General features: G+C 44.9%; 24 protein-coding genes and 1 pseudogene. 18 read left to right on the top strand and 7 right to left on the bottom strand.

What is annotated here, in order from left to right; translation table 11 throughout:
* Positions 1–223: 223 nt before the first annotated feature.
* Both LEPTO7376_RS09705 and glcD read left to right on the top strand, forming a co-directional pair.
* Positions 224–3,004: an ATP-binding protein gene (locus tag LEPTO7376_RS09705; RefSeq protein WP_015134010.1), complete on the top strand. Its 2,781-nt coding sequence runs from the start codon at positions 224–226 to the stop codon at positions 3,002–3,004.
* Positions 3,005–3,150: 146 nt separating this feature from the next.
* Positions 3,151–4,635, top strand: coding sequence for a glycolate oxidase subunit GlcD (gene glcD / locus LEPTO7376_RS09700; RefSeq protein ID WP_015134009.1), 1,485 nt, complete (start codon positions 3,151–3,153; stop codon positions 4,633–4,635).
* Positions 4,636–4,650: 15 nt separating this feature from the next.
* Here glcD and LEPTO7376_RS23485 read toward each other — a convergent pair whose 3' ends face one another.
* The 4 genes and pseudogenes from LEPTO7376_RS23485 to LEPTO7376_RS09680 form a co-directional block, all read right to left on the bottom strand.
* Positions 4,651–5,241, bottom strand: coding sequence for a transposase (locus LEPTO7376_RS23485; RefSeq protein ID WP_051188757.1), 591 nt, complete (start codon positions 5,239–5,241; stop codon positions 4,651–4,653).
* 65 nt (positions 5,242–5,306) lie between these two features.
* Positions 5,307–5,704 (bottom strand): annotated as a pseudogene (locus LEPTO7376_RS29015) (transposase); the annotation flags it as partial.
* A gap of 101 nt (positions 5,705–5,805) precedes the next feature.
* A complete protein-coding gene (locus LEPTO7376_RS09685; protein ID WP_264309013.1) occupies positions 5,806–6,390 on the bottom strand; it encodes a putative colanic acid biosynthesis acetyltransferase in 585 nt (194 codons plus the stop codon).
* Between the two features lie 129 nt (positions 6,391–6,519).
* The gene (locus LEPTO7376_RS09680) at positions 6,520–7,278 is read right to left on the bottom strand and encodes a hypothetical protein (protein WP_015134007.1); all 759 of its coding nucleotides are present in this window, start codon (positions 7,276–7,278) and stop codon (positions 6,520–6,522) included.
* A 226-nt stretch (positions 7,279–7,504) separates the two neighbouring features.
* Between LEPTO7376_RS09680 and pyrF the strand changes: the two genes are divergently transcribed.
* The 14 genes from pyrF (at position 7,505) to LEPTO7376_RS09615 (ending at position 19,178) form a co-directional block, all read left to right on the top strand.
* Positions 7,505–8,203 (top strand): orotidine-5'-phosphate decarboxylase, encoded by a 699-nt coding sequence (gene pyrF, locus LEPTO7376_RS09675; RefSeq protein WP_015134006.1) that lies wholly within the window; start codon positions 7,505–7,507, stop codon positions 8,201–8,203.
* Positions 8,204–8,282: 79 nt separating this feature from the next.
* Positions 8,283–8,543 (top strand): BolA family protein, encoded by a 261-nt coding sequence (locus LEPTO7376_RS09670; protein WP_015134005.1) that lies wholly within the window; start codon positions 8,283–8,285, stop codon positions 8,541–8,543.
* A 64-nt stretch (positions 8,544–8,607) separates the two neighbouring features.
* Positions 8,608–8,937 carry a Grx4 family monothiol glutaredoxin gene (gene grxD / locus LEPTO7376_RS09665; protein WP_015134004.1) on the top strand — a complete coding sequence of 110 codons (330 nt, stop codon included), beginning with the start codon at positions 8,608–8,610 and terminating at the stop codon, positions 8,935–8,937.
* A 485-nt stretch (positions 8,938–9,422) separates the two neighbouring features.
* Entirely contained in the window at positions 9,423–10,088 is a 666-nt protein-coding gene (locus LEPTO7376_RS09660) for a MotA/TolQ/ExbB proton channel family protein (protein ID WP_015134003.1), read from the top strand.
* Positions 10,088–10,501 (top strand): biopolymer transporter ExbD, encoded by a 414-nt coding sequence (locus tag LEPTO7376_RS09655; protein WP_015134002.1) that lies wholly within the window; start codon positions 10,088–10,090, stop codon positions 10,499–10,501. Before LEPTO7376_RS09660 ends, LEPTO7376_RS09655 begins: the two co-directional genes overlap by 1 nt.
* Before the next feature lie 46 nt (positions 10,502–10,547).
* Complete coding sequence (locus LEPTO7376_RS28360; RefSeq protein ID WP_015134001.1) at positions 10,548–12,020, top strand: energy transducer TonB; 1,473 nt, start codon at positions 10,548–10,550, stop codon at positions 12,018–12,020.
* Between the two features lie 314 nt (positions 12,021–12,334).
* Complete coding sequence (locus LEPTO7376_RS28355; protein ID WP_264309011.1) at positions 12,335–12,847, top strand: iron ABC transporter permease; 513 nt, start codon at positions 12,335–12,337, stop codon at positions 12,845–12,847.
* Complete coding sequence (locus LEPTO7376_RS28350; protein ID WP_264309010.1) at positions 12,847–13,242, top strand: iron ABC transporter permease; 396 nt, start codon at positions 12,847–12,849, stop codon at positions 13,240–13,242. The genes LEPTO7376_RS28355 and LEPTO7376_RS28350 overlap by 1 nt, the downstream gene beginning before the upstream one ends.
* Positions 13,239–14,075 carry an ABC transporter ATP-binding protein gene (locus LEPTO7376_RS09640; RefSeq protein ID WP_015134000.1) on the top strand — a complete coding sequence of 279 codons (837 nt, stop codon included), beginning with the start codon at positions 13,239–13,241 and terminating at the stop codon, positions 14,073–14,075. Before LEPTO7376_RS28350 ends, LEPTO7376_RS09640 begins: the two co-directional genes overlap by 4 nt.
* A gap of 61 nt (positions 14,076–14,136) precedes the next feature.
* Positions 14,137–16,788: a TonB-dependent hemoglobin/transferrin/lactoferrin family receptor gene (locus LEPTO7376_RS09635; RefSeq protein ID WP_015133999.1), complete on the top strand. Its 2,652-nt coding sequence runs from the start codon at positions 14,137–14,139 to the stop codon at positions 16,786–16,788.
* A gap of 73 nt (positions 16,789–16,861) precedes the next feature.
* Positions 16,862–17,224 carry a VOC family protein gene (locus LEPTO7376_RS09630; RefSeq protein WP_015133998.1) on the top strand — a complete coding sequence of 121 codons (363 nt, stop codon included), beginning with the start codon at positions 16,862–16,864 and terminating at the stop codon, positions 17,222–17,224.
* Positions 17,225–17,296: 72 nt separating this feature from the next.
* Positions 17,297–18,211 carry an ABC transporter substrate-binding protein gene (locus tag LEPTO7376_RS09625; protein WP_015133997.1) on the top strand — a complete coding sequence of 305 codons (915 nt, stop codon included), beginning with the start codon at positions 17,297–17,299 and terminating at the stop codon, positions 18,209–18,211.
* A gap of 44 nt (positions 18,212–18,255) precedes the next feature.
* Positions 18,256–18,591 carry a glyoxalase superfamily protein gene (locus LEPTO7376_RS09620; RefSeq protein ID WP_015133996.1) on the top strand — a complete coding sequence of 112 codons (336 nt, stop codon included), beginning with the start codon at positions 18,256–18,258 and terminating at the stop codon, positions 18,589–18,591.
* Positions 18,592–18,629: 38 nt separating this feature from the next.
* Positions 18,630–19,178 (top strand): hypothetical protein, encoded by a 549-nt coding sequence (locus LEPTO7376_RS09615; protein ID WP_015133995.1) that lies wholly within the window; start codon positions 18,630–18,632, stop codon positions 19,176–19,178.
* 19 nt (positions 19,179–19,197) lie between these two features.
* On the opposite strand, the gene LEPTO7376_RS09610 is transcribed toward LEPTO7376_RS09615, so the two are convergent.
* Positions 19,198–21,444 (bottom strand): CHASE2 domain-containing protein, encoded by a 2,247-nt coding sequence (locus LEPTO7376_RS09610; RefSeq protein WP_015133994.1) that lies wholly within the window; start codon positions 21,442–21,444, stop codon positions 19,198–19,200.
* Positions 21,445–21,647: 203 nt separating this feature from the next.
* Entirely contained in the window at positions 21,648–23,957 is a 2,310-nt protein-coding gene (locus tag LEPTO7376_RS09605; protein WP_015133993.1) for a CHAT domain-containing protein, read from the bottom strand.
* A gap of 556 nt (positions 23,958–24,513) precedes the next feature.
* On the opposite strand from LEPTO7376_RS09605, the gene LEPTO7376_RS09600 reads away from it, so the two are divergent.
* Positions 24,514–24,711 carry a hypothetical protein gene (locus LEPTO7376_RS09600; protein WP_015133992.1) on the top strand — a complete coding sequence of 66 codons (198 nt, stop codon included), beginning with the start codon at positions 24,514–24,516 and terminating at the stop codon, positions 24,709–24,711.
* Between the two features lie 41 nt (positions 24,712–24,752).
* Here the strand turns inward: LEPTO7376_RS09600 and LEPTO7376_RS09595 are convergent, their stop codons facing one another.
* The gene (locus LEPTO7376_RS09595; protein ID WP_015133991.1) at positions 24,753–25,415 is read right to left on the bottom strand and encodes a nuclease-related domain-containing protein; all 663 of its coding nucleotides are present in this window, start codon (positions 25,413–25,415) and stop codon (positions 24,753–24,755) included.
* Positions 25,416–25,530: 115 nt separating this feature from the next.
* Here LEPTO7376_RS09595 and LEPTO7376_RS09590 point away from each other — a divergent pair, with 115 nt between their 5' ends.
* On the top strand, positions 25,531–26,130 hold the full coding sequence (locus LEPTO7376_RS09590; RefSeq protein WP_015133990.1) for a nitroreductase family protein: 600 nt from the start codon (positions 25,531–25,533) through the stop codon (positions 26,128–26,130).
* Positions 26,131–26,184: the final 54 nt, after the last annotated feature.

The raw sequence follows: 26,184 nt of genomic DNA, 5'->3' as shown, positions 1-26,184 counted from the left end.
AAAAATCTAACAACTAAAAGTAGCGAAAGACCTCACTTTACTTGCTAAATTTCGATGCAGTATCACAAAACATCAAAAGAATGAAATATCTTGAGCACCAGTGTTAGTGTTAATAATCTTTAGGAGAAAAAATATTTTTCCTCATCATTTCATCAAGCTAATTTGATTTGGTCAATCAGAAAGCAGTTGCTACGAGAAGAAGTTGGAAACGATATAACCAAACATGAAAATCCAAAATTTAAACACTGACATTCAAGAGAATTTATCGTGGCGCGAGAAACTAGCAACAATAGAGCAGGAACTTAATTACACCGAATCGCTAGTTTATCTTGATCAGATTCAAGCAACGGGATGTTTGTTAATTTTACAGCTGCCTGAGTTCACGATTATACAAGCTAGCGAAAATACACCTGAGTATTTAGGGTTAGAGGCGGAGCAACTCCAAGGTAAACACTTCAGATCATTATTTACAAAAAAACATATCAACGAGATTCAGAAGGCGATCGCCGATGCAGAAAATCCAATTCAATCCCTCAATCCTTATGTCCTCACCCTCAAGAAATCGTTAGCAAATACGGCTCCCAACAAAAAATTACTTGGAGAATTTCAGATCGACAAAGATAAACTCTTTATCGGATTAGAAGCTTTCACTCCTCTCTCAGGAAAAATGCTGGAGGATCTTTATAGTCAATTAGCGACAGGTATCCTCCGCATTCGCCAGACAGTTAACCTAGAAGAACTCTACGATGCCCTTTGCGAGGTATTTGCTGAAATCATCGGCTATGACCGAGTAATGTTATACGAATTTCAGGAAGATGACACGGGCGTTGTTCGGGCTGAAATTATTCCAGAAGGCCAGGAATCTTTTCTCGGCTTAACCTATCCAGCCTTCGATGTGCCAGCCCAAGCGAGGGCTTTGTTTAGAGAACGGGGCATCAGCCTCATTGCGGATACTCTAGCCACCCCAATTTTGGTACAAGGAGATGAAAAATTTGCAATTAGCAAAATGACACTTCGTTCTCCCAGTCTCTGTCATTGTCAGTATCTCGCAAACATGGAAGGAATTCGAGGTTCCATCGCGATCGCCTTGACTGATGAAAACCGATTATGGGGCTTAATCGCAGGACACCATTACAGTCCCCGGTGGCTTAGCCCCCATATTCGCAAAGTTTGTGGGTTGCTCAGAAATGTGGCATCCCTAGAAATTTCAGTTAAACAAAAACAAGCTTTTGCCCAATACGAACAACACATTGAAGCCATCGAAACCCGTATTCGCCAAAGCTTAATTGCTTCTCCTCAACATTTTCTTGAACAGCTTTGCAATAGTCTCGATCAACTCCTCACACTCGTTTCTGCCGATGGCTGCGTCGTGCGCTTCGACCAAACCATCAACTCTAGTGGTACGGCACCCAGTAAAGCTGAGACACTTGCATTTTTAGATCGGATTAGAGAAAAACATAGTAATGATCTTTACATCACAGATGCCTTAGAACGTGATGATCCCGATGCCCACAACTTTCAACAGTCTTTTGGGGGAGCAATCGTGATTACTATTGGCATCGACGATATCTTTTGCCAATTAGCATGGTTTCGCTTACCCCAAACTTACACAGTGAATTGGGGTGGTCATCCCCAGGACACCATAATTCCCAAAGATGCAGATGACCTCACCGCACTGACCCCACGCACATCTTTCTTGTTGTGGCAAGAATCGGTCACAGGCCATAGTTTTCCTTGGGCACCAGTGGAAATTAAAGCAATTACGAATCTCCGCCATAGTCTCATCTTTGCTGTACTCAAACAGTCTCAAGCTGTCTTACAACATTCCCTAGAAAAAGCTGAAGTCGCGAACATCGCAAAAAATGAATTTTTGGCAAATATGAGCCATGAAATTCGCACACCGATGAATGCAATTTTAGGTTTTACCCAGCTTTTAGAAACAACGGATTTAGATACCGAACAACAAAGTTATTTAGAATCAATTAATTATGGCGGCGAACAATTATTAGAAATAATCAACGATATTTTAGATCTTTCTAAACTTGAAGCTGGAGAGCTAAAACTTGAGGAAGAAGAATTTTCATTAACTGAATCTTTCCAAAGAAATCATCAATTGTTCTCACCCTCTGCCACTAAGAAAGGATTAAAGTTCATCTTAGAGCTGGAGCCTAATTTACCCATTGTCTATGGCGCACGTATAAGGGTAGAGCAGATTTTAATAAATCTAATTCGTAATGCTATTAAATTTACGGAGAAAGGTTCGATCAAGGTTTCTTTAACGCGAGATCATAGTCAGGGTGGTTCCTCAGAAACGATCATCAATCTTTGTGTTTCTGATACTGGCATTGGTATTTCTGAGAAAGATTTAGATTATATTTTTGACTCATTTAGTCAAGTTGATAGTGCCATGAACCGCTACTACGAGGGTACAGGTCTTGGTCTCGCAATTTGTCGCAAGCTAACTCGCTTGATGGGCGGTAAAATAAGTGTAGAAAGTGAACTTGGGGTTGGGTCTCGCTTCTCGGTTTCTCTCCCTTTTAAAATCACCGAAGATCTGCGAGTAGAGGGAATAAAGACAGTGGATGCTCCGCTAGATATTTCAAGTAATCTTCCGAAAATATTGATGGTTGAGGATAATCCTTTAAACCAAAAGCTGACTCAAAAAATGCTTCAAAAGTTTGGTTTGGACTGCGATATTATTGCAGACGGAAATTCGGCGATCGCCAAGTTATCTGAGTTTCCAGATTACGATGTGATTTTGCTGGATTGTCAGCTCCCTGGTGTGAGTGGCTACGACATTATTGACCAGCTTAGGGACTATGAAGAGGCTCGCGACTTGCATACACCAGTCATTGGGATGACGGCAAATGCAATGACAGGCGATCGCGAGCGATGTATTAAGGCTGGGATGGATGATTATTTAGGGAAACCTTTTAGAATCAGTGCCTTGAAAGACATCTTAAGAATCTGGATACCGCAGGAAAAACAGCCTCAAGATTTTTAATTTCAAGATAATTTATTAGGTGATGAGAGTCTAATCGCAGTTTATTGGTTGGTGATCGCGATAAAACTTTGTAGCAAATGTTTCAGTTTGACGAGAGAGAAAGTTAAAATTTAGGCCTGTCGATTTTTCCAAGCTCTGAGAAAACTATGTCACAGGCGATCGCCTTCCCAGAAAATTCAGCAACTGATTGGCGATGGGTGCAAAAGCGACTCACGGAAATTGTCGGTCGTAATGGGGTGGTACGCCGCAAAGAAGAAATCTTGACCTATGAATGCGATGGTTTGAGTGCCTATCGTCAACGTCCAGCCCTTGCGGTTTTGCCGAGAACAACAGAGGAAATTGCGGCGATCACAAAGTTTTGCCACGAGCAAGAGATTCCTTGGGTAGCACGGGGAGCAGGCACAGGCTTATCGGGTGGCGCATTACCACTAGAAAATGGCGTGCTGATTGTCACTGCAAGGATGCGCGAGATTTTAAATATTGACTACGACAATCACCAAATCACTGTTCAGCCCGGCGTGATTAATAACTGGGTAACTCAGGCAGTGAGCGGTGCAGGGTTTTATTATGCCCCCGATCCCTCAAGCCAAAGCGTATGCTCTATCGGCGGCAATATCGCTGAAAATTCTGGTGGTGTCCACTGCTTTAAATATGGTGTCACCACCAATCATGTGTTGCAGCTCAAAGTGGTTACGCCCACAGGCGATATTGTGACCCTCGGTGGTAGAGTCCCTGAAATGCCGGGCTATGACTTGATGGGGGTTTTTGTGGGGTCGGAAGGCACTCTCGGCATTGCCACAGAAATCACTCTAAAAATCCTTAAAAAACCAGAAGCGATTTGCACGCTCCTTGCAGACTTCACTTCCATCGAAGCAGCAGGAAATACCGTAGCGGCGATCGTCAGCGCAGGTATCATTCCGGCGGGCATGGAAATTATGGACAACTTCAGCATTAATGCTGTCGAGGATGTGGTGAAACTAAATTGTTACCCTCGAGATGCAGAATCGATTTTGCTAGTGGAAATTGATGGTATGGAAGCGGAAGTTCACGCTGTCAAACAACGGGTTAAAGAGATTTGTTTGGCACAGGGGGCGCGGGAAATCACCACAGCGTCTGACCTTGAGACTCGTATGAAACTTTGGAAGGGTCGTAAGTCTGCCTTTGCCGCAGCGGGTAATATTAGTCCTGATTATTTTGTGCAAGACGGTGTCATTCCTCGCACAAAACTGGCAGAAGTACTCACAGAAATTAACGCGATTGGCGATCGCCACGGTTACAAAATTGCGAATGTTTTCCATGCTGGCGATGGTAATTTACATCCTCTAATCCTCTATAACAGTGCCATTCCGGGAGACCTCGAAAATGTGGAGGAGATTGGCGGCGAAATTCTCAAACTTTGCGTCGAAATGGGCGGCAGTATTTCCGGTGAGCATGGCATCGGCTCCGACAAAAAAATGTATATGGCCGATATGTTTAGCGACGCCGACCTCGAAACGATGGGCTATGTCCGCAATGCGTTTAACCCCAAAGGTTTAGCCAACCCCGGCAAATTATTTCCAACCCCTCGCACCTGTGGCGAATCCTCAAAAATGGTAGATGTAAGCAAGTTCAAAGATAATGATCTCTTCTAAAACAAAAACCCTTTTCTAAAATAAAACCAAGCTCACACGATAAGTATAGTCATTAGTAACGACGAATTCCGTCCGGCGTGGTGATACCATAACCCGGAACAGTTTCACTTTTTTATGAACTGGAAAGCCTCGAATGTTAATCTCTTTCCCTTGCTTTTTCTCAGATGCATTCCAGCAGTGCATCCACCCGTTTGTCTTTATGTTGTCCAGAATGACCATTTGACCAGGTAATAACTCTGGCACTAGGTAAGCTTTAAACCACTGACAAAACACTGCACTATTGATGTAGCCTTTAGTCACCATCGGAGCAATAACCTCCTTTTGATGCCATGCTCCTATCACACTCAATCGTTCCGTACGATGGGCCGGTTTGTCAGCATAAAAATATTCTGAGCGATGGCAGTAACCATAGTGATACTCGAGGGTATATTGAAATACACTGTCATCCACATACACCAAACGTTCTGGTGCCAAACCATGAAGCTGTTGTCGAAAGGCTTGCCTCAATGATTCATCTCGCTCTTGGTATCGATAGTTTTTTTGCGGGTAACATTTTGACTCCGCAGAGCGATACCAATGGTCGTAGTGCTTACTGACGTAGGCCATAGTTGAGCCATTTCCTTTCGGGCGAGATGACTATATTTCTGAGCAAAGATGCAGAAAGCCTTTAAGTCATCAATTTTCAGCCGAAGCCCATGGTGATATTTCGTCCCGACAGAGGTTTTACCTCGAGCGGCATGGGCATCAAAAACACGATGTTGGGAGATTGCAATTATGACAAACCTTGATACTTACTGGTGGCATCAATAAAACTAATGCCAGTGCATTCGCCATAACAGTGACTCAGATGGCTACATAGAGGAACCAATGCGGAAGGCATTCATGCCACGAATTGTTGATAACTCAAGGCTCGGGGGAAAGCCTGTTGCCAATAATGATGCACATTGATGAGATAAAAATACTTGAAGCTACGATAGTGAGATGGGTGAAAGGAAATCAGTATCGTCATCATCTCGCTGAGACTCAGGCTTCTGGGGCAACGCCGCTGTCTTTGTTTAGAGGTCAGCAATTATGGACTGGTTATCAATTTCCACAATACGCACTTTCTCCTTTTTCTTTCTTATCCTGAACTCATGTTATCTAGGAGCTATCCTGAAGCAAGAAAGTATTTCACTCAGTTGTGGAAATTGAAATTTCGGATGGGCTTAATTCTCTAATCTGTCTTTGCCTAACGGCGATCGCCGGATTACCCTGATAAATCATCATAGGTTCAAGGGGTTTCAGTGCAATAGCTCCCAAAGCTAAAATTGCCCCTTTGCCGATAGTTACTCCCGGCGCAACTCGTGCTCCTGCCGCCAACCAACTATCTGATTCAATGGCTATCGCCTGGGTTTTCAGCGAAAATTCTGGCGCAGACCAATCATGATTTCCTGTGCAAAGATACACTCCTTGAGAAATACACACATGGTCGCCAATCGTAATCGGGGCCAGATTATCAAGCCACGCATCCTCACCAATCCAAACAAAATCTCCAATAACTAATCGCCAAGGGAACTTAACTCTTACACCTGGCTTAATACGCACTCCCTGTCCAATAGTTGCTCCAAACAACCTTAAGAGGACAACCTTGAGCCCAGAGAATGGTATCAAATAGCTCCGCACCAGCACAGCTCCAAAAAAATACCAAAGTAATCTTTTTAAGAGAGAAGCTCCCGGAGAATAGGAACCAACGGTATATAAATCTAATCTCATCATTGCTCTAAGTTAGCTCATGCTCTCAAAACCTTAAAGCAGAATTGTTTGTACTCAAAGGGTTTATTATGCTGCATTTTCAACCAATACAATAGTTGCAACTCCCATCGCTGACTAATAGAGAAACTATTGTTAATTAGTGTCTAAAGGAATTGCACCAGTAGGAGCATCAGCATCCTCATCCATCCAGAATAGCTTTCGATCCTGAAAATAGTAATAACCTTTTTTTCCAGCCTTCTTCCGGATGTCTTCTTCTCGTTTTTGCTGCTCATGTAATGAGAACGAGTCAAGAGATTGAGGGTTATGTTGCCACTGGCGAAAAGGAGGCTCTAAGCGAACATTCGAGATTGCACGTGTAGGCAAATCCGAAAGACAATAGGATATCGCATCTAGTTGCTTCAAATTATCGCAAATCTGCAAGCCTGCGGTGAAGACATTTTTGAATAAAAAGGTCGCTGTTACAGCATCTGGTTTGTCTTGCTCTTGATTCATTAGGTGGTCAATATCAAATTCGATATTTCCACCAGAACTATCAGCTAAGACAGTCGGATACACTGAAAACAAAACACCTGCTCCCAGGGAACTCATCATCAACTGCTCAGTGGAATCTAAAAATTCTATTTCAGCTTCAAACTCGCCAGGTTCTGTTTTGCTTTGAGCTTCACTACCAAATGCATACCCGAAGAATTCTGTCAGAGATAAAGCCTGGCTAGGAAGAGCTGTAGATACTAATGCTACTATTGCATTCAAGCAAGTGATCAGCTTAATGGTAGAGGGGGTTTTCATGACAAATTCACGAGAGCTAAATTCGCATTGATCGCGGCGCGTTCTTAAATAATCGCGAAATATGGCTAGAGACCAAAAGATTTTAGATTTAACTTTAGCCTTCATACCCTTAACCTTCAAAGAAAGTCAGGAAAATCATTAGTTAATTATATTAGTACTTACGGGGATTCTGCCAATATTCTACAAAAATATACGAGGGAATCTCCGTATATCCTAAATGAGATAATCATTTAAGAAATTGACAAAACAAAATTTGGTTGAGGCGATCGCCATTGACGTAGACAATGAAAAAGCTATGGTGAACAGTGGCTTGCTTTGTGAAAAGAACAGAATGATCAAACAAAATAATGTCGTAATTGTGCCGCTCGATGTACCAAATCTTTCGGCAGCGATCGCCTTAGTAGACGCATTGCCAGAAGTGAATTTCTGGAAAGTCGGTTTAGAACTATTTGTGGCGACAGGTGCAGAAATTCTAAAATATCTAAAAAAACAGAAGAAGCAGATTTTCCTTGATCTGAAATTTCACGACATTCCCAATACAGTGGCAGGAGCTTGCCGTTCAGCGAAAGAGTATGAAGTCGATTTACTCACAATGCACGCGACGGCTGGTACTGAGGCAATGCAACGCGCCAAAGAAGCACTGGGAGATTCGCCCACAAAATTAATTGCCATTACGGTACTCACTAGTTTAAGCCCTCAAAATTTGCGGGATGATCTCAAAGTTTCGATTGATCTACAAGCCTTTGCGCAACAGATGGCGAGTTTGGCAAAGCAGTCTGGGTTAGATGGTGCAGTCTGTTCTCCCCATGAAGCAAAAATCTTACGAGAGATAAATGGTAAAGAGTTTACGCTCGTTTGCCCGGGAGTCCGTCCAACATGGACACAAACAGGTGATCAGCAACGCATTATGACTCCGAGTGATGCGATTAGACAGGGAGCTAATCATTTAGTAATTGGTCGCCCGATTACCAAAGCATCGGATCCGCAAATAGCTTGGCAAAAAATTCAAGATGAGATTGCGATCGCCTAAAAACATCTTTGGGCGTTGTGAAGATACAATCGATAAAGATTACATTACATCTGCAAACTCTTATTGCTTCATAAACTATATGGTTAGCCTATCAGCCGTAAAAAATTCCATTGAGGGACATCTCGGTGATGCCACAGTCTTTGTGAAGGATTTAACGGGCGGTGGAGATCACCTTGAAGCCATTGTTGTTTCACCCGATTTTGCTGGAAAAACCCGCGTTCGTCAGCACCAAATGGTCTACGCGGCTCTGAAAGACGAAATGGCAACTGAGGCGATTCATGCCCTTGCTCTGCGCACCTTTACACCAGACAAATGGCAAGAAGCTGGGGAACCATCCTAGTTGCTTTTATCACAACTATCCCATCACATAATTATTTACTGTTTATCTACAAGGAATTATCGCTATGTCTTTAACACCTGAAACCAAGGCAAAACTTGAAGAACTCGTTAATAGCAGCAAGATTTTTGTATTTATGAAAGGTACAAAATTAATGCCTCAATGTGGTTTCTCCAATAATGTGGTTCAGATTCTCAATAGTGTTGGCGTTGAGTTCAAAACGTTTGATGTGCTTGAAGATTATGATGTGCGCCAAGGAATCAAAGAGTTTTCCAACTGGCCAACTATTCCTCAGGTGTATGTAAATGGAGAATTCATCGGCGGATCTGACATCATGATCGAGCTGTATAACAATCGCGAACTTCACGAGATGCTTGAGGTTGCGCTAGCATCTTAAGTCTGGCGATCGCCTGATCACAAAAATGATATGAGATGGGTTGAGTATTTACACCGCAATACTCAACCCATCTTTTTTAGTAATGAGTGCAGGTTACCAACGAAAGCAGAGCAGATATTTTATGATAATAAGTATCATTATTTATAAGTATATCTTCAACTTTCAGCCTTTATGTCAGACAATACCTAGTTCCAGCATAAGCAAATAACATTACAGCAGAAATCTAAATATCAGACCGCTCTCTCTGCAACAATTCCCTTACAGAACAAGCTTTCCCCTAAGTTTACTTGATTGAGAATATGTTATAAAACGCCATTTCCACACGCCCCGATATATCACCTCCTCTATAAGTCAATAAATACTTCCGTGTATTTATTGACTTTTTATCGCAATAAATCTAGAATCTATCTACCTTTGTAATAATAAAGATTCTCAATTAATAACGCGGTGCTTACCTTGGTATCCGTCCATGCTCTGGAGGTAATATGCAGAGGCTCGGTGAACTTATCGCAACAGCAGGAATCGTGGCAGTCCCACTACTGATTTTTTCAATCGTGGCGATCGCCCTTGTGCTTGAGCGGATTGCATTTTGGTATCGCATTAATAGCCAACAAACAAAGGTCGCAAAGGCAGTTTTAAAGACCTATGCTCATGACCCAGATGCCGCAAGACAGCGGCTTCAGCGTCATGTCAACCTACCAATGGCTCGTATTTTCCTTGAGGCACTGTCCCTTGAAGACGCGGAACCAGATGAATTGGAGCTAGCCATTAGCGGCGCAATCCAAGCAGAAATTCCGGTCATCAAACGATTTAACAATATTTTCGACACGATTATTGCGTTATCGCCTCTGCTCGGTCTCCTCGGAACAGTTTTGGGACTGATTCAATCTTTCAGTTCTATCGACTTTAGCTCTATTGGTGGCTCAGAAAGTGCAGGTGTTACCTCCGGTATTAGTGAAGCACTCACCTCCACTGCCTTTGGACTAGTTGTCGCAGTTTTTACACTATTTTTTGCGAATACTTTTCGGGGTTTTTATCTCAGGCAATTGGCTTTATTTCAGGAATACACAGCCGAACTAGAATTGCTGCATCGCCGCCATCATCGCTATGGAAAGCCAGAAGCTACGCCTGAACCAGTGGAGGTTTCCTAATGCGTCGCCACGCCATTGATGAACCAGATTTGCCGCCTCAAATCAATATTGTGCCGATGATTGATGTGATCTTTGCGATCCTGACATTTTTCATCATTTCGACTCTCTTTTTGGGTCGCTTCGAAGCATTAACAGTCAACCTCCCTAAAGCAAAGACATCTCAGTCTCAGGATTCGGTTAAGGCAACAGTCACCCTTGATGAAGCAGGGATTGTTTATCTCAACAAAAGCGAAGTATCACTGGATGATCTCAAAGACGAAATCACTGACCTCGTTGAATCCGAGACGAACCTTGTCGTCGTCCTCAATGCCGATGGGGCAGTGACCCATGACAAAGTTGTCACCGTCATTGACCAAGTCCGGCAGATCGAAGGGGCAAAATTGGCGATCGCCACCAAATCTAAAGCAGATTAAGCCTTAATAACCACACTAAGTCACCATCCCACTCAGTTTCAGATCGATGAACTATAACGAGATTATTGAACAGCAACGGCAGCGGGAAATAAAAATCCTCAAAATTTTTCTTGCAAGCAGCTTAATTGCCTCAGGTGTGTTGCATGGCTTGGTGATGAGTTCTCCCGTTTCATTTTTTCGAGATCTTTTAACCATTGAGACAGAAACTGAGTCCGAAGAGCTCGAAGAAATCGAGTTTGTCGTGACGGATGTTCCCGAAGAAGAAATTCCAGAAGAAGAGGAGCTCGAACCCGAACTTGAGCCCGAGCCGGAGCCAGAATCGGCGATCGCTCCTGAACCAGTCCAGACAATCGCAGCCATCCCAGACGAAGCTCCACGACCTAAGCCCCTTGCTCCTGACAGCTCCGAACCAGAACCTGTTGGTGAAGATGCACCATCTCCAGAAACAACCACGAGTTCAGAAGAAGGGGATATTGAGACCGGAGAAGAAGGAGATGAAGACAATTACGATACAGGTGCAATAACAGACCCCGACGGTACGGGTGAAGGTTTTGGAGACAACGAAGAATCCACAGGCCAAACCGCTAATGGCGATCCTCAAGGTGACGTGAATGGCGATGATGAAAATGGTGATACAGAAGGTAATGGCAGCGGCGATGGTGAGGAGAAACCCCAGCCTTCTCCTGCGCCAGAAAAAAAACCAGAGAAACCAAAATCAAGAGTTCTCCCGACATGCGTGAGTTGTCCTAAACCCGACTATCAGGGTTCAGAGACTATAGCCGGGGTTGATATGCGCATTCGTCCCGATGGCTCAGTCCAAGTCCGCCTCCGCGAATCTAGTGGCGATCCAGAAGTCGACAGAAAAACATTAGAAACCCTTAGCCAATGGCGATTTGACCCTGGTACAGTACCCGATCAAGGAGTACGCCGTAATGTCCAGGTGACCTATGAAGAGGAAGGCTCAAATTTCCAGCGACAAAATGAGACAAGACGACAGGAAGAAGAACGCAAACGTCAACAAGAACAACAGCGATTAGCTGAGCAGCAACGCCAGGCTGAGCAGCGTCGTGCAGAACAGCAACGCCAAGCCGAACAACAACGACTAGCTGAACAACAGAGACAAGCTGAGCAAGCGAAACCAAGTCCAAGCCCAACAGCCCAACCCTCACCCTCAAGTCAACCAACAACTTCAGAAGACGAATCCACACCTACTCCGGCTTCAACAACTCCGACTCCTTCAGCACCTACACCTGCGCCCGTTCCGGCTCCAACACCTACTCCTCCAGCTCCAACACCTACACCATCTCCAACACCTACTCCTCCAGCTCCAACACCAACACCATCTCCAACACCAACACCTACTCCGGCACCTGCATCTACTCCGGCACCTGCATCTACTCCGGCTCCAGCACCTGCTCCGGCTCCAGCACCTGCTCCGGCTCCAGCCCCAAGACCTGCTCCAGCTCCAGCCCCAAGACCTGCTCCAGCTCCAGCCCCTACACCACCACCAAGTCCTTAAATGTTCTTTTCTAAGTTGGGTTAAAACCTTAAATCAACCTTTTCAGAAACGGTCTATTTTTCACAATGATTTCTGAACAAAAAAAGGGCAAGCGCCAACTTGCCCCCAGAAATCGACATTCACATCGATACTTTTATGTTACGCAGCGATCGCCAATTTTGGTTCAACTATGTTTTTTATGGTGAGGGTTGATTATGATGACGACCTTACAAAAATTGTCTCGACATTGGCAGCAAAATCGTAGTGTTGCGGTACTTTTTTTGATTTGCGGATTAATTATACTCACCTGCATCTTGGCTTTATGTCAGGGAGCTGTGTCTTTAAACTCGGGTCAACTTTGGCAAGCGTTACAACGTCAAGGAGATCCACTATTTCAAACAATTATTTGGGACTTGAGACTACCGCGCATTGTGGTGGCTCTAGTCGTTGGCTCAGCATTAGGTCTATCAGGGGCACTCTTGCAGGGTTTACTCCGCAATGGTTTAGCTGATCCATTCATCCTCGGGATTTCGTCTGGGGCAGGTCTCGTGGCGATCGCCTTCATTACGCTCTATGTCTTTGCGGCATGGATCCCTTTGGGGGCATGGTTAGGAGCATTAGTGACAGCAGCAGTGGTTTATGCCTTGGGTTATGTGGGTAGCGGCTTGGCGGTGGATAGTCTGGTCTTAGCCGGTGTCGCAGTGAGTTCAATGTTCGGTGCCATTCAAACGACGCTGTTACTGATGTCTGATGACGGCCGAATTCAAGCAGCACTCAATTGGCTAGTAGGCAGTCTCAATGGTCGCGACTGGGATGATGTCAGTTTGGTTGCGCCCTATTTTATTTGATGGTGGCGTTAATCATCGGTTGCTTGCTCGGTCGTCCATTGAATTTGCTTAATCTCGGTGACGACATGGCTGTGGGATTGGGCATATCACTTTTACAGTCACGGCTGGTTATTGGAGCAGTAGCAAGTTTACTAGCGGCAAGTGCGGTGAGTATTGCAGGCTTAATTGGCTTTGTTGGTCTAGTCGTTCCCCACGGCGTAAGACTCTTAGTGGGCTCTGATTATCGCTGGATTTTACCGTTATCGGCTTTAGCTGGGGCTTGGGTGCTAACTTTCGCTGATCTAATTTCTCGTTTAGGCGCAGTGGAATTACCAGTTGGTGCCGTAACGGCATTACTTGGTTCGCCATTATTTATTTTCCTCCTCTATCGTCGTGGACAAGGGGTCAAGGCATGAGTTTTTCTAGTGAAACAACGCCCCAAACTCCCGATTCCGTTGTGGAAGAACAACGCCCTCTGCTGAACGCGCAGCATTTAAGTGGTGGCTATGGCAAAAAGGCAATTGTTCAAGATATCAATCTCAGTTTGCGTCAAGGGGAATGGCTGACTTTAGTGGGGGCAAATGGCTCTGGGAAGTCAACGTTATTGCGATTGCTCTGTCGAATTTTGTCACCTCTGAAAGGGGTTGTGCGTTTGGATGGCAAAGCGATTCAACAGCAATCTCCTCAGGCGATCGCCCGCAAATTAGCGATATTACCGCAACAATCCCTCGCGCCTAGCGGTTTAACGGTGCGGCAATTGGTTGGCCTCGGACGATCACCCCATCAGGATTGGTGGCAGTGGGAACTCAATGCAGCGGATCAAGAGCAAATTTCTTGGGCTCTAGAAAAAACCAATCTCTCCAACTATGGCGATCGCCCAGTAGAACAGCTTTCCGGTGGAGAAAGACAACGCGCTTTTCTCGCCCTCGCGTTGGCGCAAGATCCCAAAGTTTTAGTTTTGGATGAACCGACCACCTTCCTTGATGTGCACTACCAACTCGAACTTTTAGAACTCCTAAAAACCCTTAACCATGAACAAAATCTCACCATTATCACCGTGCTACACGAGATCAACCTCGCCACCCGCTATAGTGATCGCGTTGCCATGATCAAACAGGGTAAACTCTTTGCCCTTGGGGCACCCAAACAAGTGGTTACCCCCGAAAACCTCAGAATTGGTTTCGGCGTAGAAGCAGTCACCATTGATACCCCTGTGGGTATGCAGGTCTGTATCCTCTCGCCAGCCTAGGATTAGCGCCAACTAATCCGAACCCTTTTAACAAAAAACATCGACATTCACATCAAAATTCATGAAACCCTTTTCTACTCAGCTCACCCTGAGCCTCATTAGCTGTTTGCCTATCCTCACTTGTGGTGCAATGGGGGTAATCGCCTCCCCAACCCCTTTAATTGCCCAGGCAGAAGACATTCAGACGGTCACTGCCATCAGTTTCGAGCCATGGGAAGGCGGTTATGAAGTCATTTTTGAAACCAGCGATGGTGAACCACTAAATATTGATGCAGGTTTATTTCGTCGTGATGGCAATGATTTTGTGACCATCATTGAGAACGCAACACTTGCTTTAGACGAAGCCGACAGTTTTGCTAGTGCCAATCCCACCGAAGATATCTCTGAAGTGAGTGTCATCCAACTGACAGACACTAGCCTTGAAGTCAGAGTAATGGGGATCGATACACCGCCAACAACCGAGGTTTCTTTACGTTCCAGTTATCTCGCCTATGTTCTGAATCCAGGCGATGTGGCGATCGCCGACCAGGAAATCACAATTTTAGGTACGAGAAACCCAAGACCGGTTGCGCTTACACCGAACTTTGTCACCGTGATTGATAGTGATGATTTAGATCGGACTTTGAGTCAAGACTTAAGAGATGCTTTCCGCTACGAACCTAACGTCTCTGTCGGTAATAACCGTCGCTTTGGTCTCCAAGATGTCCGGATTCGAGGTCTAGGCGGTAACCGAGTTTTACTTTTGAATGATGGTATTCGTCTGCCAAGCTTATTTAGTTTTGGTACACCAAGCCTTGGTCGAGATTACGTCGACATCGAAAGTTTGCAGCAAATTGAAATTGGCCGTGGCCCTGCATCATCACTCTTTGGTAGTGATGCCCTTGCTGGGATCGTTAATTTCCGTACCCTTGAGCCTTCAGATTTATTAGACAAAAAACCTGGCCAGGATTGGGTTAGCCGAATTTCCAGCACTTATGAAACAGTTGATAAGAGTTGGCAGACTTCTGGTGTTACAGCTTTTGCCTATGACAATTTAGAATTCTTACTCGGCTACACCCGTCGTGATGGATACGAAGCTCGTGTGCCCAACGACAATGAATTCGTGGATGATCTCTACACCAGCCGCGATAACTTCTTAGGGAAAGTCAATGTAAACCTCAACGAAGAATCTAGTCTTTCTTTAACAACAGAAATCTTTGAGAGTAACTTCAGTTATCAAGTCGCTCCAATTATTGCTGAAAACCTCCTTGGACCACGGGGCTTTATTGGTCAAGACGAAAGAACTGATACTGATTTCTTCCGTAATCGCTACAGCTTAGCCTATCGCTACAACAGCGAGACAGAGGATGGATTCCTTGATGCAGCACGTTTCCAGTTCTACTACCAAGATGCAGGTACTGATGAATTCCGTTTACAGAATTTCCTCAATCCCACTGGCACGGAACGTCGCATCCGGAATTTAAACAATACTTTTGATGACGATATTATTGGTATCGATCTCCAACTCCAAAGTATTTTCAATATCGGTAAAGCTCGTAATACTTTGACCTATGGTGTTGATTTCTCCAACACAAGCAACGAGAGAATTCGAGATGGTCTTGAAACGCGTTTTGATGCTGCGGGGAATCTCACTCTAAGTTCTAATCAGGTTGGCTCGGATAGTTTTCCAGTGAAAGACTTCCCTGACTCGAATACTTCCCGTATTGGTGTTTTTGTTCAGAATGAGTTGGAATTATCAGATAAATTCACGTTGCTACCAGGTTTCCGATTTGATAGCTATGAGCTAACAACCCAATCGGATGAGCTGTTTGAAAACAATAGCCCTGAGGCACAGTCAGCGGACTTTAGTGATTCGTCTTTCTCGCCTAACCTTGGTTTTGTCTGGCAAACCTCTCCAAAGCTTGCTGTTGTCGGTCGTTATGCTCGTGGTTTCCGGGGTCCGCTCTACAGCGAAATCAATGCTGGTTTCACGAATTTGTCTAGCCCTTTCTTCCGTTATAAGACCCTATCCAATCCTAATTTGAGACCAGAAACTAGCGACACGTTTGAGCTGGGTATTCGTAGCGAAATGGATCGTGGGAGTTTGAGTTTGACTGGCTTCTATACGAAGTACAACAACTTTATTGAAACTTTTGCTAGCGCTGGTGTTGAAATTGACGCACAGACTGGTGCTCCTATCTTTCCATTTCCTGGTAGCCCAACAGTCGCACCGATTCTACTATTCCAATCTCAGAATATCGGTGATGCACGTACCTATGGTTTAGAAGTAGCAGGTGAATATCGCTTTAGTGATGCTGACCATGGTTTCAGTGTTATTGGTAGTTTAGGTTGGACAGTGGGTGATGACCTTGATTCTGACCAGCCTCTTGAGAGTGTTGACCCGATTAAGGCTGTTCTAGGTCTGCGTTACAGCGGCAAGGATGACCGTTGGGGTACAGAACTCGTGACAACGTTTGTTGGGGAACCTCGTTTAGCTGATAATCGCCCTGATGATGCGTTTACTCCTGATGCTTATACCGTCGTCGATCTACTGGGCTACTACAACATCAATGAGGATGTGAAGTTAAATTTCGGGGTCTTTAATCTCTTTGATACGGAATACTTCCAATACTCTGATGTGCAAACGTTGGTGAACGGATCAGAGCCAGAGGATATTAGCCGTTTTGCGCAGCCGGGAATTAGTTTACGGGCTGGTTTGAGCTGGCAATTTTAGGAGATCGCCTCCCATGATTTCAGCATAGTTTTCGGTCATTATTTGTTGTTTAACCCCTTAGGAAAATCACGCTATGTCTGCTCAATTTCGTCACATTATGCTCATGGTCAAAGATGTCGCGGCGGCGGTGCAGTTTTATCACGAAGGTCTCGGTTTACCGATCAAAGTGCAAAGTCCTGGCTGGGCTGAAATCGAAGCCAATGGCGCCACCATCGCCTTTCATGGTGCTGCGGAAGCGCCTCAAACGGGTAGCTCTCCTATCCTCAGCTTCACTGTCGATGATGTACATCAGGCGATCGCCAACCTAGAGACCCTTGGCGGCAAATTAGAAGGCCGAGTCCGCGAACCATCTTTCGGGAAAGTTGCCGCTGTTCGCAGCCCCCAAGGTCACTTAGTCAGCTTGCTACAGCCTGTCGCGCAGCCTACCACTGTTTAGCAATTCCCACTTTTTCTCCCTCTCCCAATCCATGCATCTACTACTACCCTGCGTCCTCTCATCCCCAAACTCATGCAGAACCTAAAAACAAAACTCACGATTAGCTTACTCACGTTGTCCCTTGTGGTTGGCTGTAGTCAAACACCGGATGTCGAAGTATCCACTGCCAATACATCTTCCAATACGGCCGAAGTCACTGAGACAAACCCTTCTGAGACTGCCACTGCGAACAAAATTGTAGCCCTAACCTCTCTCTCTGCCGATATCATTCACCGCCTTGATGAGAGTAAGTTAGTCGGCATTCCCGGTAGTCGTCTCCTCGCCCAAAATCCTGCCTTTAGTGAACTGCCAAAAGTTAGCGAAGGGCGTACTCCTCCGAGTATCGAAAAAATTGTTGCCCTTAAACCAGATCTTGTTATTGGTGCGGTGGGATTCCATGATCAGATCCTCGAAAAGCTCACCGCATTAGGCATTGAAACGATTGCTGCGGAGGTTCCTAACTGGCAAGCGCTCGAAGATCTCACCACTAACATTGCCGAAAAGATTGATGCTGACCCTACAGCACTTTTAGCTGAATATGCAGCTTTTCTCCCTGAAAATCCCACCGAAACAGAGGCGACTTTAGTACTCGTCAGCAATCAACCAATCATGGCGCCAAACCGCGACAGTTGGGCCGGAGATCTACTCGAACAATTTGCGATCAATAACCTCGTCGCTGAACTTCAAGGCAATAGTCCTCAACAGGGTTACATCACCCTTTCTCCGGAAAAAATTCTCGAAGCCAACCCCGAAATCTTAATTTTGGTCGATGTGGGGGATGATTCGATTGAGCAATTGCAGGCTGCTCCTTTTTGGGGCGATCTCAACGCAGTTAAAAATGAGCGGGTTTACACTTTTGATTATTACGGACTCGTCAATCCGGGAGGTATTGATGCGATTCAAGTTGCCGCTGAGCAATTGCAAAACATCACAGCAGCAGTCAATTAACTAAGTTTGGAGATTACTCCCATCAACACCATCAGAAGAAAATCATGACTGAAGAAATAATCCCCATTCTCTGGGTCGAGAATGCCAAGGAAGCAGCAAAATGGTATTCACGTCTAGATTTCATCGTCGAAGGGGAACATCAATTCGAACCAAATTTTCCGATTTATATGTTTCTGCGTCGTGGAAAAAATGCCATTCATCTCTCTGAACATCAAGGTGATGCAACGCCTAATTCGCTTGTGTATCTTTATGTCGAAAATATTGATGAGATTGCAACGGAGTTTGAAGTTTCAATCAAACAACAACCTTGGGGGCGAGAGATTCATTTAAGTGATCCAGACGGTAATCATTTACGTCTCGGACAGTCCCAGTCAGATTAAGTTCCACTTTGGTTATCTGTTTATTTATTTGATTTGCTATGACTAACAACACCACTACAGATCTCAACAAACTCTCTTTTCAGGAGGCGATCGCCTTCACTGGAAACTGGCTCGACCAAGTGATGACAAGCTCTTTATCTGATGCAGAGATTTTATCTAATCTCATCGAGCTTTTAAGTCATCGCAATGGTGTGCGGGGCTTTTTTGTGGCTTACCTCACCGGCAGTTGCCCCCTCGCTGATCATCCACCAGCAATTTTTATCGAAGCGTTTCAAGCTGTGGCATCAGAAATCAAAGAAATTCTAGTTAAAAATGTAGCCATGTCCACGGCAATGGCGATCGCTCACAGCCGTAATCAGGATAAAGAGCAACAGGCTGGTTCTGAACAAGTTAAACGACGTTCCCAAAATCTTTTGCAAACTTTAGAAGCAACGCCCTACGGCCAAACATTTCAGCAGGAACGCCAAGCACTACTCGATGCCCTCCAAACTCAAACGGGCGATTATGAAACTTTCCTACAGCGGTGGCAATATGACGAAGAACAACGCCGTGCCATTAAAAATTCTTTAGTGGCGATCGCCAACTAAACATATGATGGCGCAATAATTATTGAGAAGAAGAAGCGAGATTCTCAGCTTCCTGCGCTTGCGAATAAAGTTGCGAAAATTCAGTGTGAATTTGTGGCGGACGCATCGTAAATTTAATTTGAAAATCAGGTGCTGCAAGGTTAGGATTGGCGATCACTTTTGCGTAAAAATCATCGCTTAAATCGTTATGGGCAGGCGCTGCAAAATTCAGTTTGAGATTTGCTAAAGCTTTTGGGGGCATCGCACCATTGGTTGTGTGCAATCGCAAATAGGCTTCCCGTTCTGAGAGTTGCCAAATCTCAGCGTAATTCAACTCTGACACAATATCTTTGCCCTGTAGGACAGAAAATTTAACGGCGATCGCCTCGGGCACTGGACAAAACTCTTCCACAATCTCTGGGAGTCGCAAATTATATTTGCCCTTGATACCTCCCACTTGATAGATCGTAATCGGCTCTTTTACACCTTTTGGAGAAACCTGTTGCGTCCCACGAATTTCGAGAATGTCTTCCAAAAGATTATAGGTGCGTTCCGAAATGAGGATCTGTCCACCCGTTGTATAGGACTCGATCCGGTAGGTTAAATTCACTTGGCTACCGACAACGCCGTATTTCGCGCGCTTTTCAGACCCAATATTACCAACGACCACATCACCGGTATGTACCCCAATCCCCATTTCAAACGGTGCTAAACCAAATGCCTGAATTTTTTCATTCACGGCACTTAAAGCCAATTGCATTGCAACCGCACAGGCGATCGCCCGTTCAGGGTCATCAGCACGAGGTAACGGCGCTCCAAATAAAACCAGAATGCCATCACCCATAAACTCATCGATCGTCCCCATATAATCCGTGATCACATCGGCCATGTCACTCAAATAAAGATTGAGTAACTTCACCACTTCCTCAGGATCAAGACGTTCTGAAATTCCCGTAAAGCCTCGCAAATCTGATGTCAAAATCGTAATTGTTCGCCGCTCTCCCCCAAGCTTTAAACCTTCTGGACTTTCGAGGAGTGTCGCCACAATTTCGTCGCTGAGGTATCGCCCAAACGTATTCCGAATTTGCCCAGCAGAGCGCGCAATAAATCCAGTAATTGCCACTGCCGATAAAAACAGTCCTAGCCCTGGCGATACAATGGGTAGCCATAATCCCGAGAGCAAGGCCCCATAGGTACTACCAACCAGCACCATGGCAACGAAACCAATACCAATCAAACGCTCCCAGGACCAAGCCTTTCCCTGACCCGTATTTCGTAAACCCCATGCCAAAGATGCACCAATCCCTGTCCAGAAAATAATCCACAACGCCTCCTGCCACTCCACCCAACTCCGCATTAATGGACGATCATCTAAAACCGCACTGATCAATTGACTTGCCATATGAGCATGGATTTCTACACCAGGCATTCGCTGCTTTGCGGTCAAAGTATAGGGAACAGGAAATAAATCCTTGCTGACTTCCGTCACATCCCCAATTAAAACAATACGATCACGCACAAGTTCTGGTGGCACTTGTCCAGAGAGAATTTCTGACATTGTCACTTGTGCAAATGAACCTGCTGCACCGCGATAATTAATAAAGATCTGATAGCCACCATTATCAACACCAGTGTAACTACCACTATTGCTATCTAAAGGCTCTAGGACAACATCACCAAGTTTATACCAGCCAGTCTCTTCATCCGCTCCGATGGAAATGCCCTCTTCTTGCAAATAGAGTCCTGCCATCAATAGATTCAGCGCATAATGATCTTTGCCTGTTTCATCTTCCACCGTGAGCAATGACCGACGAATACGTGCATCATCATCAGTCACCAGATCATTAAACCCAACTTGGTCTTTTTCAGCTAGGGTTTCCGGAGGGGGAACAGTCTGGGTATCGTTTTCTCCAACGATTTTCTCAATACCAAAAATATTGTCGTATTTCTTGAAAACAGCAACGAGATCATCATGGCCTGGATCAATCGGAATATCGCGGTAAATATCCAGTCCAATCAGGCGAGGTTCCAAATCCTGTAGCTTGGACAGCAACTCAGCATAAACGGCATCAGGCTGAGACGTATAACCAGCTTCAATACCAACGATTAAAATGCGATCATCTAAGGGTTCGGATGGTTGCCAACGTACAAATTGATCATAGGCAGCCAACTCCACAAACTGTAGAGCTCCACTCAGTCTTAATACCCACACCAATGTGGCGATCGCCGGGGTCGTTACGAGGACACCGCGCCAATTCCAACCAAATTCTTTAATGCGATGCCACACAGGAAATTACTCAATGCGAAAGAAATAGATGCCCGTAATTGTGTTCCCTGAATCGCCAGGCTCAATCAGGATTGTTATTCAACAATGGCTGATCTTAAATCAATAACGATTGATCTTTGTGTTGCCCAATTGTATCGAGTTCAAGCGGAGTTATACGCCATTTTACAGCGTTGTTCTGCCAGACTAGCGCAGATCAGCAGTGATCACTTAAGGTCACTCAATTCACGCCATGTGGCGATCGCCGTCTCAGACCACAACCAATTTTGACTCAACGCCTCAACGGTAATACCGTCTGGATCAGTGCGATAGGCACTCGTCCGCAATTTCATCGCTTTACTCTGAGAATCTTGCTGTGGCTCACCGGATTGTGTTTCAGCCTGCTGATAAAAAGCCAAGGCTAAACCAGCATAAGCCTGTGCCAAAAGTGGTGGATCATCCATCGCCAGATTAATGACTTCTGTCCAAGTTTGCACTGCGGCATCATATCGACCTGAAGCATAATCGGCGAAACCTGCGGCGTAGAGATAGTAAGGTTGCTGGGGATCTGCGTCATAAGCTGTTGACCAAAACCGTCGCACATCATCCAAACTTGATTCATCGATATTATTAACTGGATCTTTCAGAATCAAGTGCCAAGCATAACGGCCTTTCAGAAAATTGAGTTGAGCACTATCTGCGCTATCAGGATTTGCGATGTCATACAAAATAGCACGGGCTAAAGGCAACGCTTCTTGGTCGAGAAGATGAGTTGTGATGCGGTAGAGCAATGACCAATCTCCTTTTCTTTCCCGTGCTAGCTCAAGCAATGTTTCATTACTGAAACTGTTTAATTCAACATTTTCGGATTGGGGAATAGAAGTTTCAACAACGGGAATTCTAATCGAGCGCTGACGATTAGCTTGCCATAATAAGCCGCCCCCTATGGCGATCACCGCTACTAGACCAAGAGCAATCTGCCAAGGGTATCGCCTAACAAACTGATTCGCTTGGGCACGAGACGTTAACACCAAACCTTTTGGTTCACTGTCTGTTTTATTTGTTTGTTTGTCTTCTTTAATATCTTGGATATCAGAGCTAATCTCCGCCAAAATATTTTTAATAAATGCTGTTTCTTCGCCAGCTTCAGAGGAGAGATTACTTGGGGGAGAAAATAATGATTCATCAGATTCATCTGCCAGAAAATCATCTCCCGTAGTCGTCAGATCGGCGATCGCCAACCTTGCTTCATCCTCTGGCGATAGTGCGGCTAATTCAGCTTCGGAAATATGCAACAGCTCCGCAAGGCCTTCACGATTAAGGGGACGATGTTGTAATAGCCCATGGAAATGAGGATTCATGTAGAGCACTGGCAAAGCCCAGTACAGTTGGTGAGATCCATAGGCCGAAATTAATCCCTGTCTGACTCGCCCCAAACTAAAATCGATGGGATAGCCAAGATGGAGATTCCGGTAAAGCAATCGCGTAAAGGTGAGGGCCACTTGGTCCGGAATTTGTGCAGACATCGCCAATACCGCTGGGATGCCTCGTCGCACTAAAGCCTGCGCTAAATTTTGTTCACTGGTGCCTTCTGCTTGGTAATTGGCAATCCCATCAGCTCCATGACAGGAATTAAATAACGCAAACTGTACGCCATTATTTACCAGTAATCCTGCCAGATCATCTCCGGCAAATTCCTCAGTTAAGCCAGTCTCACGGTTGACTAAATAAATATCGCCACCAGAATTACCAAGGTTGCTATGACCCGCATAGTGGAACACTTGATATTGACCCTGCTCCAACATTTCTGTGAGCTCTTGTCGTCCAGGATTATCCAGAATAGTGAGTTCGAGTGGAGGCATCCCAGAAAGAGTTTCTTTATCGAGTTCACTCTGGAGATGGGAGGCTTCCTGTCGCAATTCGAGACGATCTTGATCAGCGGGGCTGGCCAAAACCATTAAAATTTTGAGGGTCTGTTCTGCCACATCATCCATGGAAGGGGCATCGGATGAGGCTTGGGTTTTGCTGTGATAACGGGAAAAACTAGTTTCGATACCTGTGGTCAAACTTTCAACTTCACCATCCTCGACATCAATACGGTTAATCACTTCCCAAGGCAAACTAAGTAACCGAGCTTCTTTGAATCCCAGTCGCAATCGTAAAATCTGGTTTTGATTGTGGGCGATCGCCTGTGCTTTACTCCAGCTATCCCGCAAACTCCCCACGAATAAAGCTTGATGGAGCTGTTGCCCAAACTCCATTAATGTTGTGGCCACTGTAGGCACTTCCGTCATACTCAGCGCAGCAAGATCCGTATCCGGCGTCACTAGACGATTTTGCGCACTCAGGCGACCCGTCCCCTGCAATAACCGCGAGAGAGGATCACTCATCAAATTTTGCGCTGTGGCTAACCAATAATCGACATCCCATTCCACCTGTTCTTCTGCGAGGGGTACACCAGCCGCCACCTTTTCTGTGCGGAGAAAATAACGGTTATCACCCAGATGTGTAATCGATAATTGAAAGTCTTGGAACATGCTGGCTTACAGGTTGGATTACAAATTTAAATATTCGAATACCTCACCCTTATTGATAACACTTGTCGGAAAAATGTTTCCACTCCTGTCGTGAGACTTAATCCAGCTCCCATCAGCTTTACAGAAGCTTTAATCTATTTCGCTAAAAGTCCCAAAACCCCCACAAAACCCTTACACAAATGCTCCGGATTATTGAACATCAATCCGGAACTAGGGCGATCGCCTTTGCATCTCAATTCCCCTTTATCAAATCCTTAAATTCAAAACAGCTGAAACTTCCGGATTCACTTCTCAGCGGCAGAATAACACTAAGGCACACGTCGAAATATTTGCTCAATCAGCTCGATTACCTTTTCGTTCAAACTAAATATCTGCCGTGATAAACGTCACCCAAAAGGCTGATTTCTATAGAACAAGATTGTAATCTCACAGAACTTTTTTATTGATTGGGAACATCACCTACCTATTGCACAGTCACAGAAAGTGAATTGTTCAAACGTGATACTAAAAGTACTCTCGACATTACAACTCTTTCTTTCTTAGGAAACTTCAACCGATGCAAATTATAGAATCTATCCGAAACTTTCTTTTCCCTTTTGAGTACGAGGTCACCGACCCAAAAATCTCGACTGAGCAATCTGCGAAATATACAGCCCAATACAGCTATCTCAAGCGTCTCAAAACAGAAGATGGTATTGAAGACTCTAAAGAATTCATCGTTTCAGATAGCTTTCTTTACCTTAGTAATCTCTAATTTTTCTTTTAGTTATTAAGTAGACAAATAGGATTCAAGGGCTAGCCCAGCTCTTGTAATCTCTTTACAAGATCATCTTGGGCAATAACATAAACACCTCGAATTTTTTTCTGAGAAACAGCTAATTGTGCCCTTGTAAAAACTAACATTGGAGTAACAAAACTCCATTGTTTTTTTTCCCTAACTTGTAGGGCTTGTTTCATCACAATTTGCAAAAAATCTTTTCTAAACGGGTAAATTGTCCGACCCATACGACGGTGGAGGCGATGCTCCTGAAAAATGACAGTGCCTTTATGGGATTTTACGTCAATGACATAGGCTTTTTTTCGGGGTGAGACACAAACGACATCCGCGTCCCCCAAGCCTTGATCAAGTTTCATGCCATATTGAAATTGCCAGCCCTTCGGTTCTAAAGCTTCGAGAACTTCGGCGACCCGTTCTTCTGCCTGGGCACCAAAGTCAGCACGATTAGCCGCTTCCCAAAGATCTAAGCCTCGAAACACAAAGCTAATAGCCCCAAAGACGGCGATCGCCACAAGAGAGATGGCAAGAATAAAGCCCAATTCCAGCGCCAAGATGGGGAATGAAAAGACCACAAACAGCGGTAGCAGCGCAGCCCAAAGAAACGATCGCCAAGCCTGCCAGCGCCTCCGATTCGCCATCTGACGAACATTCTGTCCCGCTCTACCGGTAAAACCAGTCATAAATTAGTCTGTGTTGAGTTTGAATGTCGCGGTCATCCGAATAGAAAAGTTTGTATCCTGTATTGGAGCAGGGCTAAGTTCCTGTCTCTTCCATTGTTGCGCACATTTATCTCTTATGGAAAAACCAGCCCAAACAGACTATCCAATTCATGATTTGCTTCGCCAACGCTACAGTACCATTGCCTTTGATGGCTATCGCCCCGTAGAAGCTGACAAAGTGGGGAGTCTCCTTGAAGCGGCGCGTTGGTCTGCCTCTTGCTTTAATGAACAACCTTGGCGATTTATCATGGCAACGAAACAAAATCCCACTGCCTACCAAAAATTACTAGGCTGTATTGTCGAAGCGAACCAAACTTGGGCAAAAAATGCCGACATTCTGATGATTTCCGTCGGAAAACAACGATTTACTCGCAATGATAACCCGAATCCCTATGGAATGTATGATGTCGGTCAAGCTTTGGGGACTTTAACGATCCAAGCAGAGGCGATAGGTTTAAGGGTGCATCAGATGGGTGGCTTTGACAAAGAGAAAGCGCGTGAGGTTTATGGTATTCCCATCGGATTTGAGCCTGCAGCAGCAGTTGCAATCGGCTATCCTGCAGATTTGACGTCTCTTGAGGATGAAGGTTTAAAGGAACGGGAAATGTCTCCTCGCGTTCGTAAACCCCTCTCCGAAATTGTATTTAGCGAGACTTGGGAACAAAGTTATTTCTAAACTCAATGAGTGAGACTAAAGGGTTGAGCTTAGAAAGTTATCTCGAAAAAATAA

It is taken from the genome of [Leptolyngbya] sp. PCC 7376 (genome assembly GCF_000316605.1).
Classification (GTDB): domain Bacteria; phylum Cyanobacteriota; class Cyanobacteriia; order Cyanobacteriales; family MRBY01; genus MRBY01.
The sequence above is the reverse complement of the archived record's forward strand: the minus strand, read 5'-3'. Positions and strand labels throughout refer to the sequence as shown.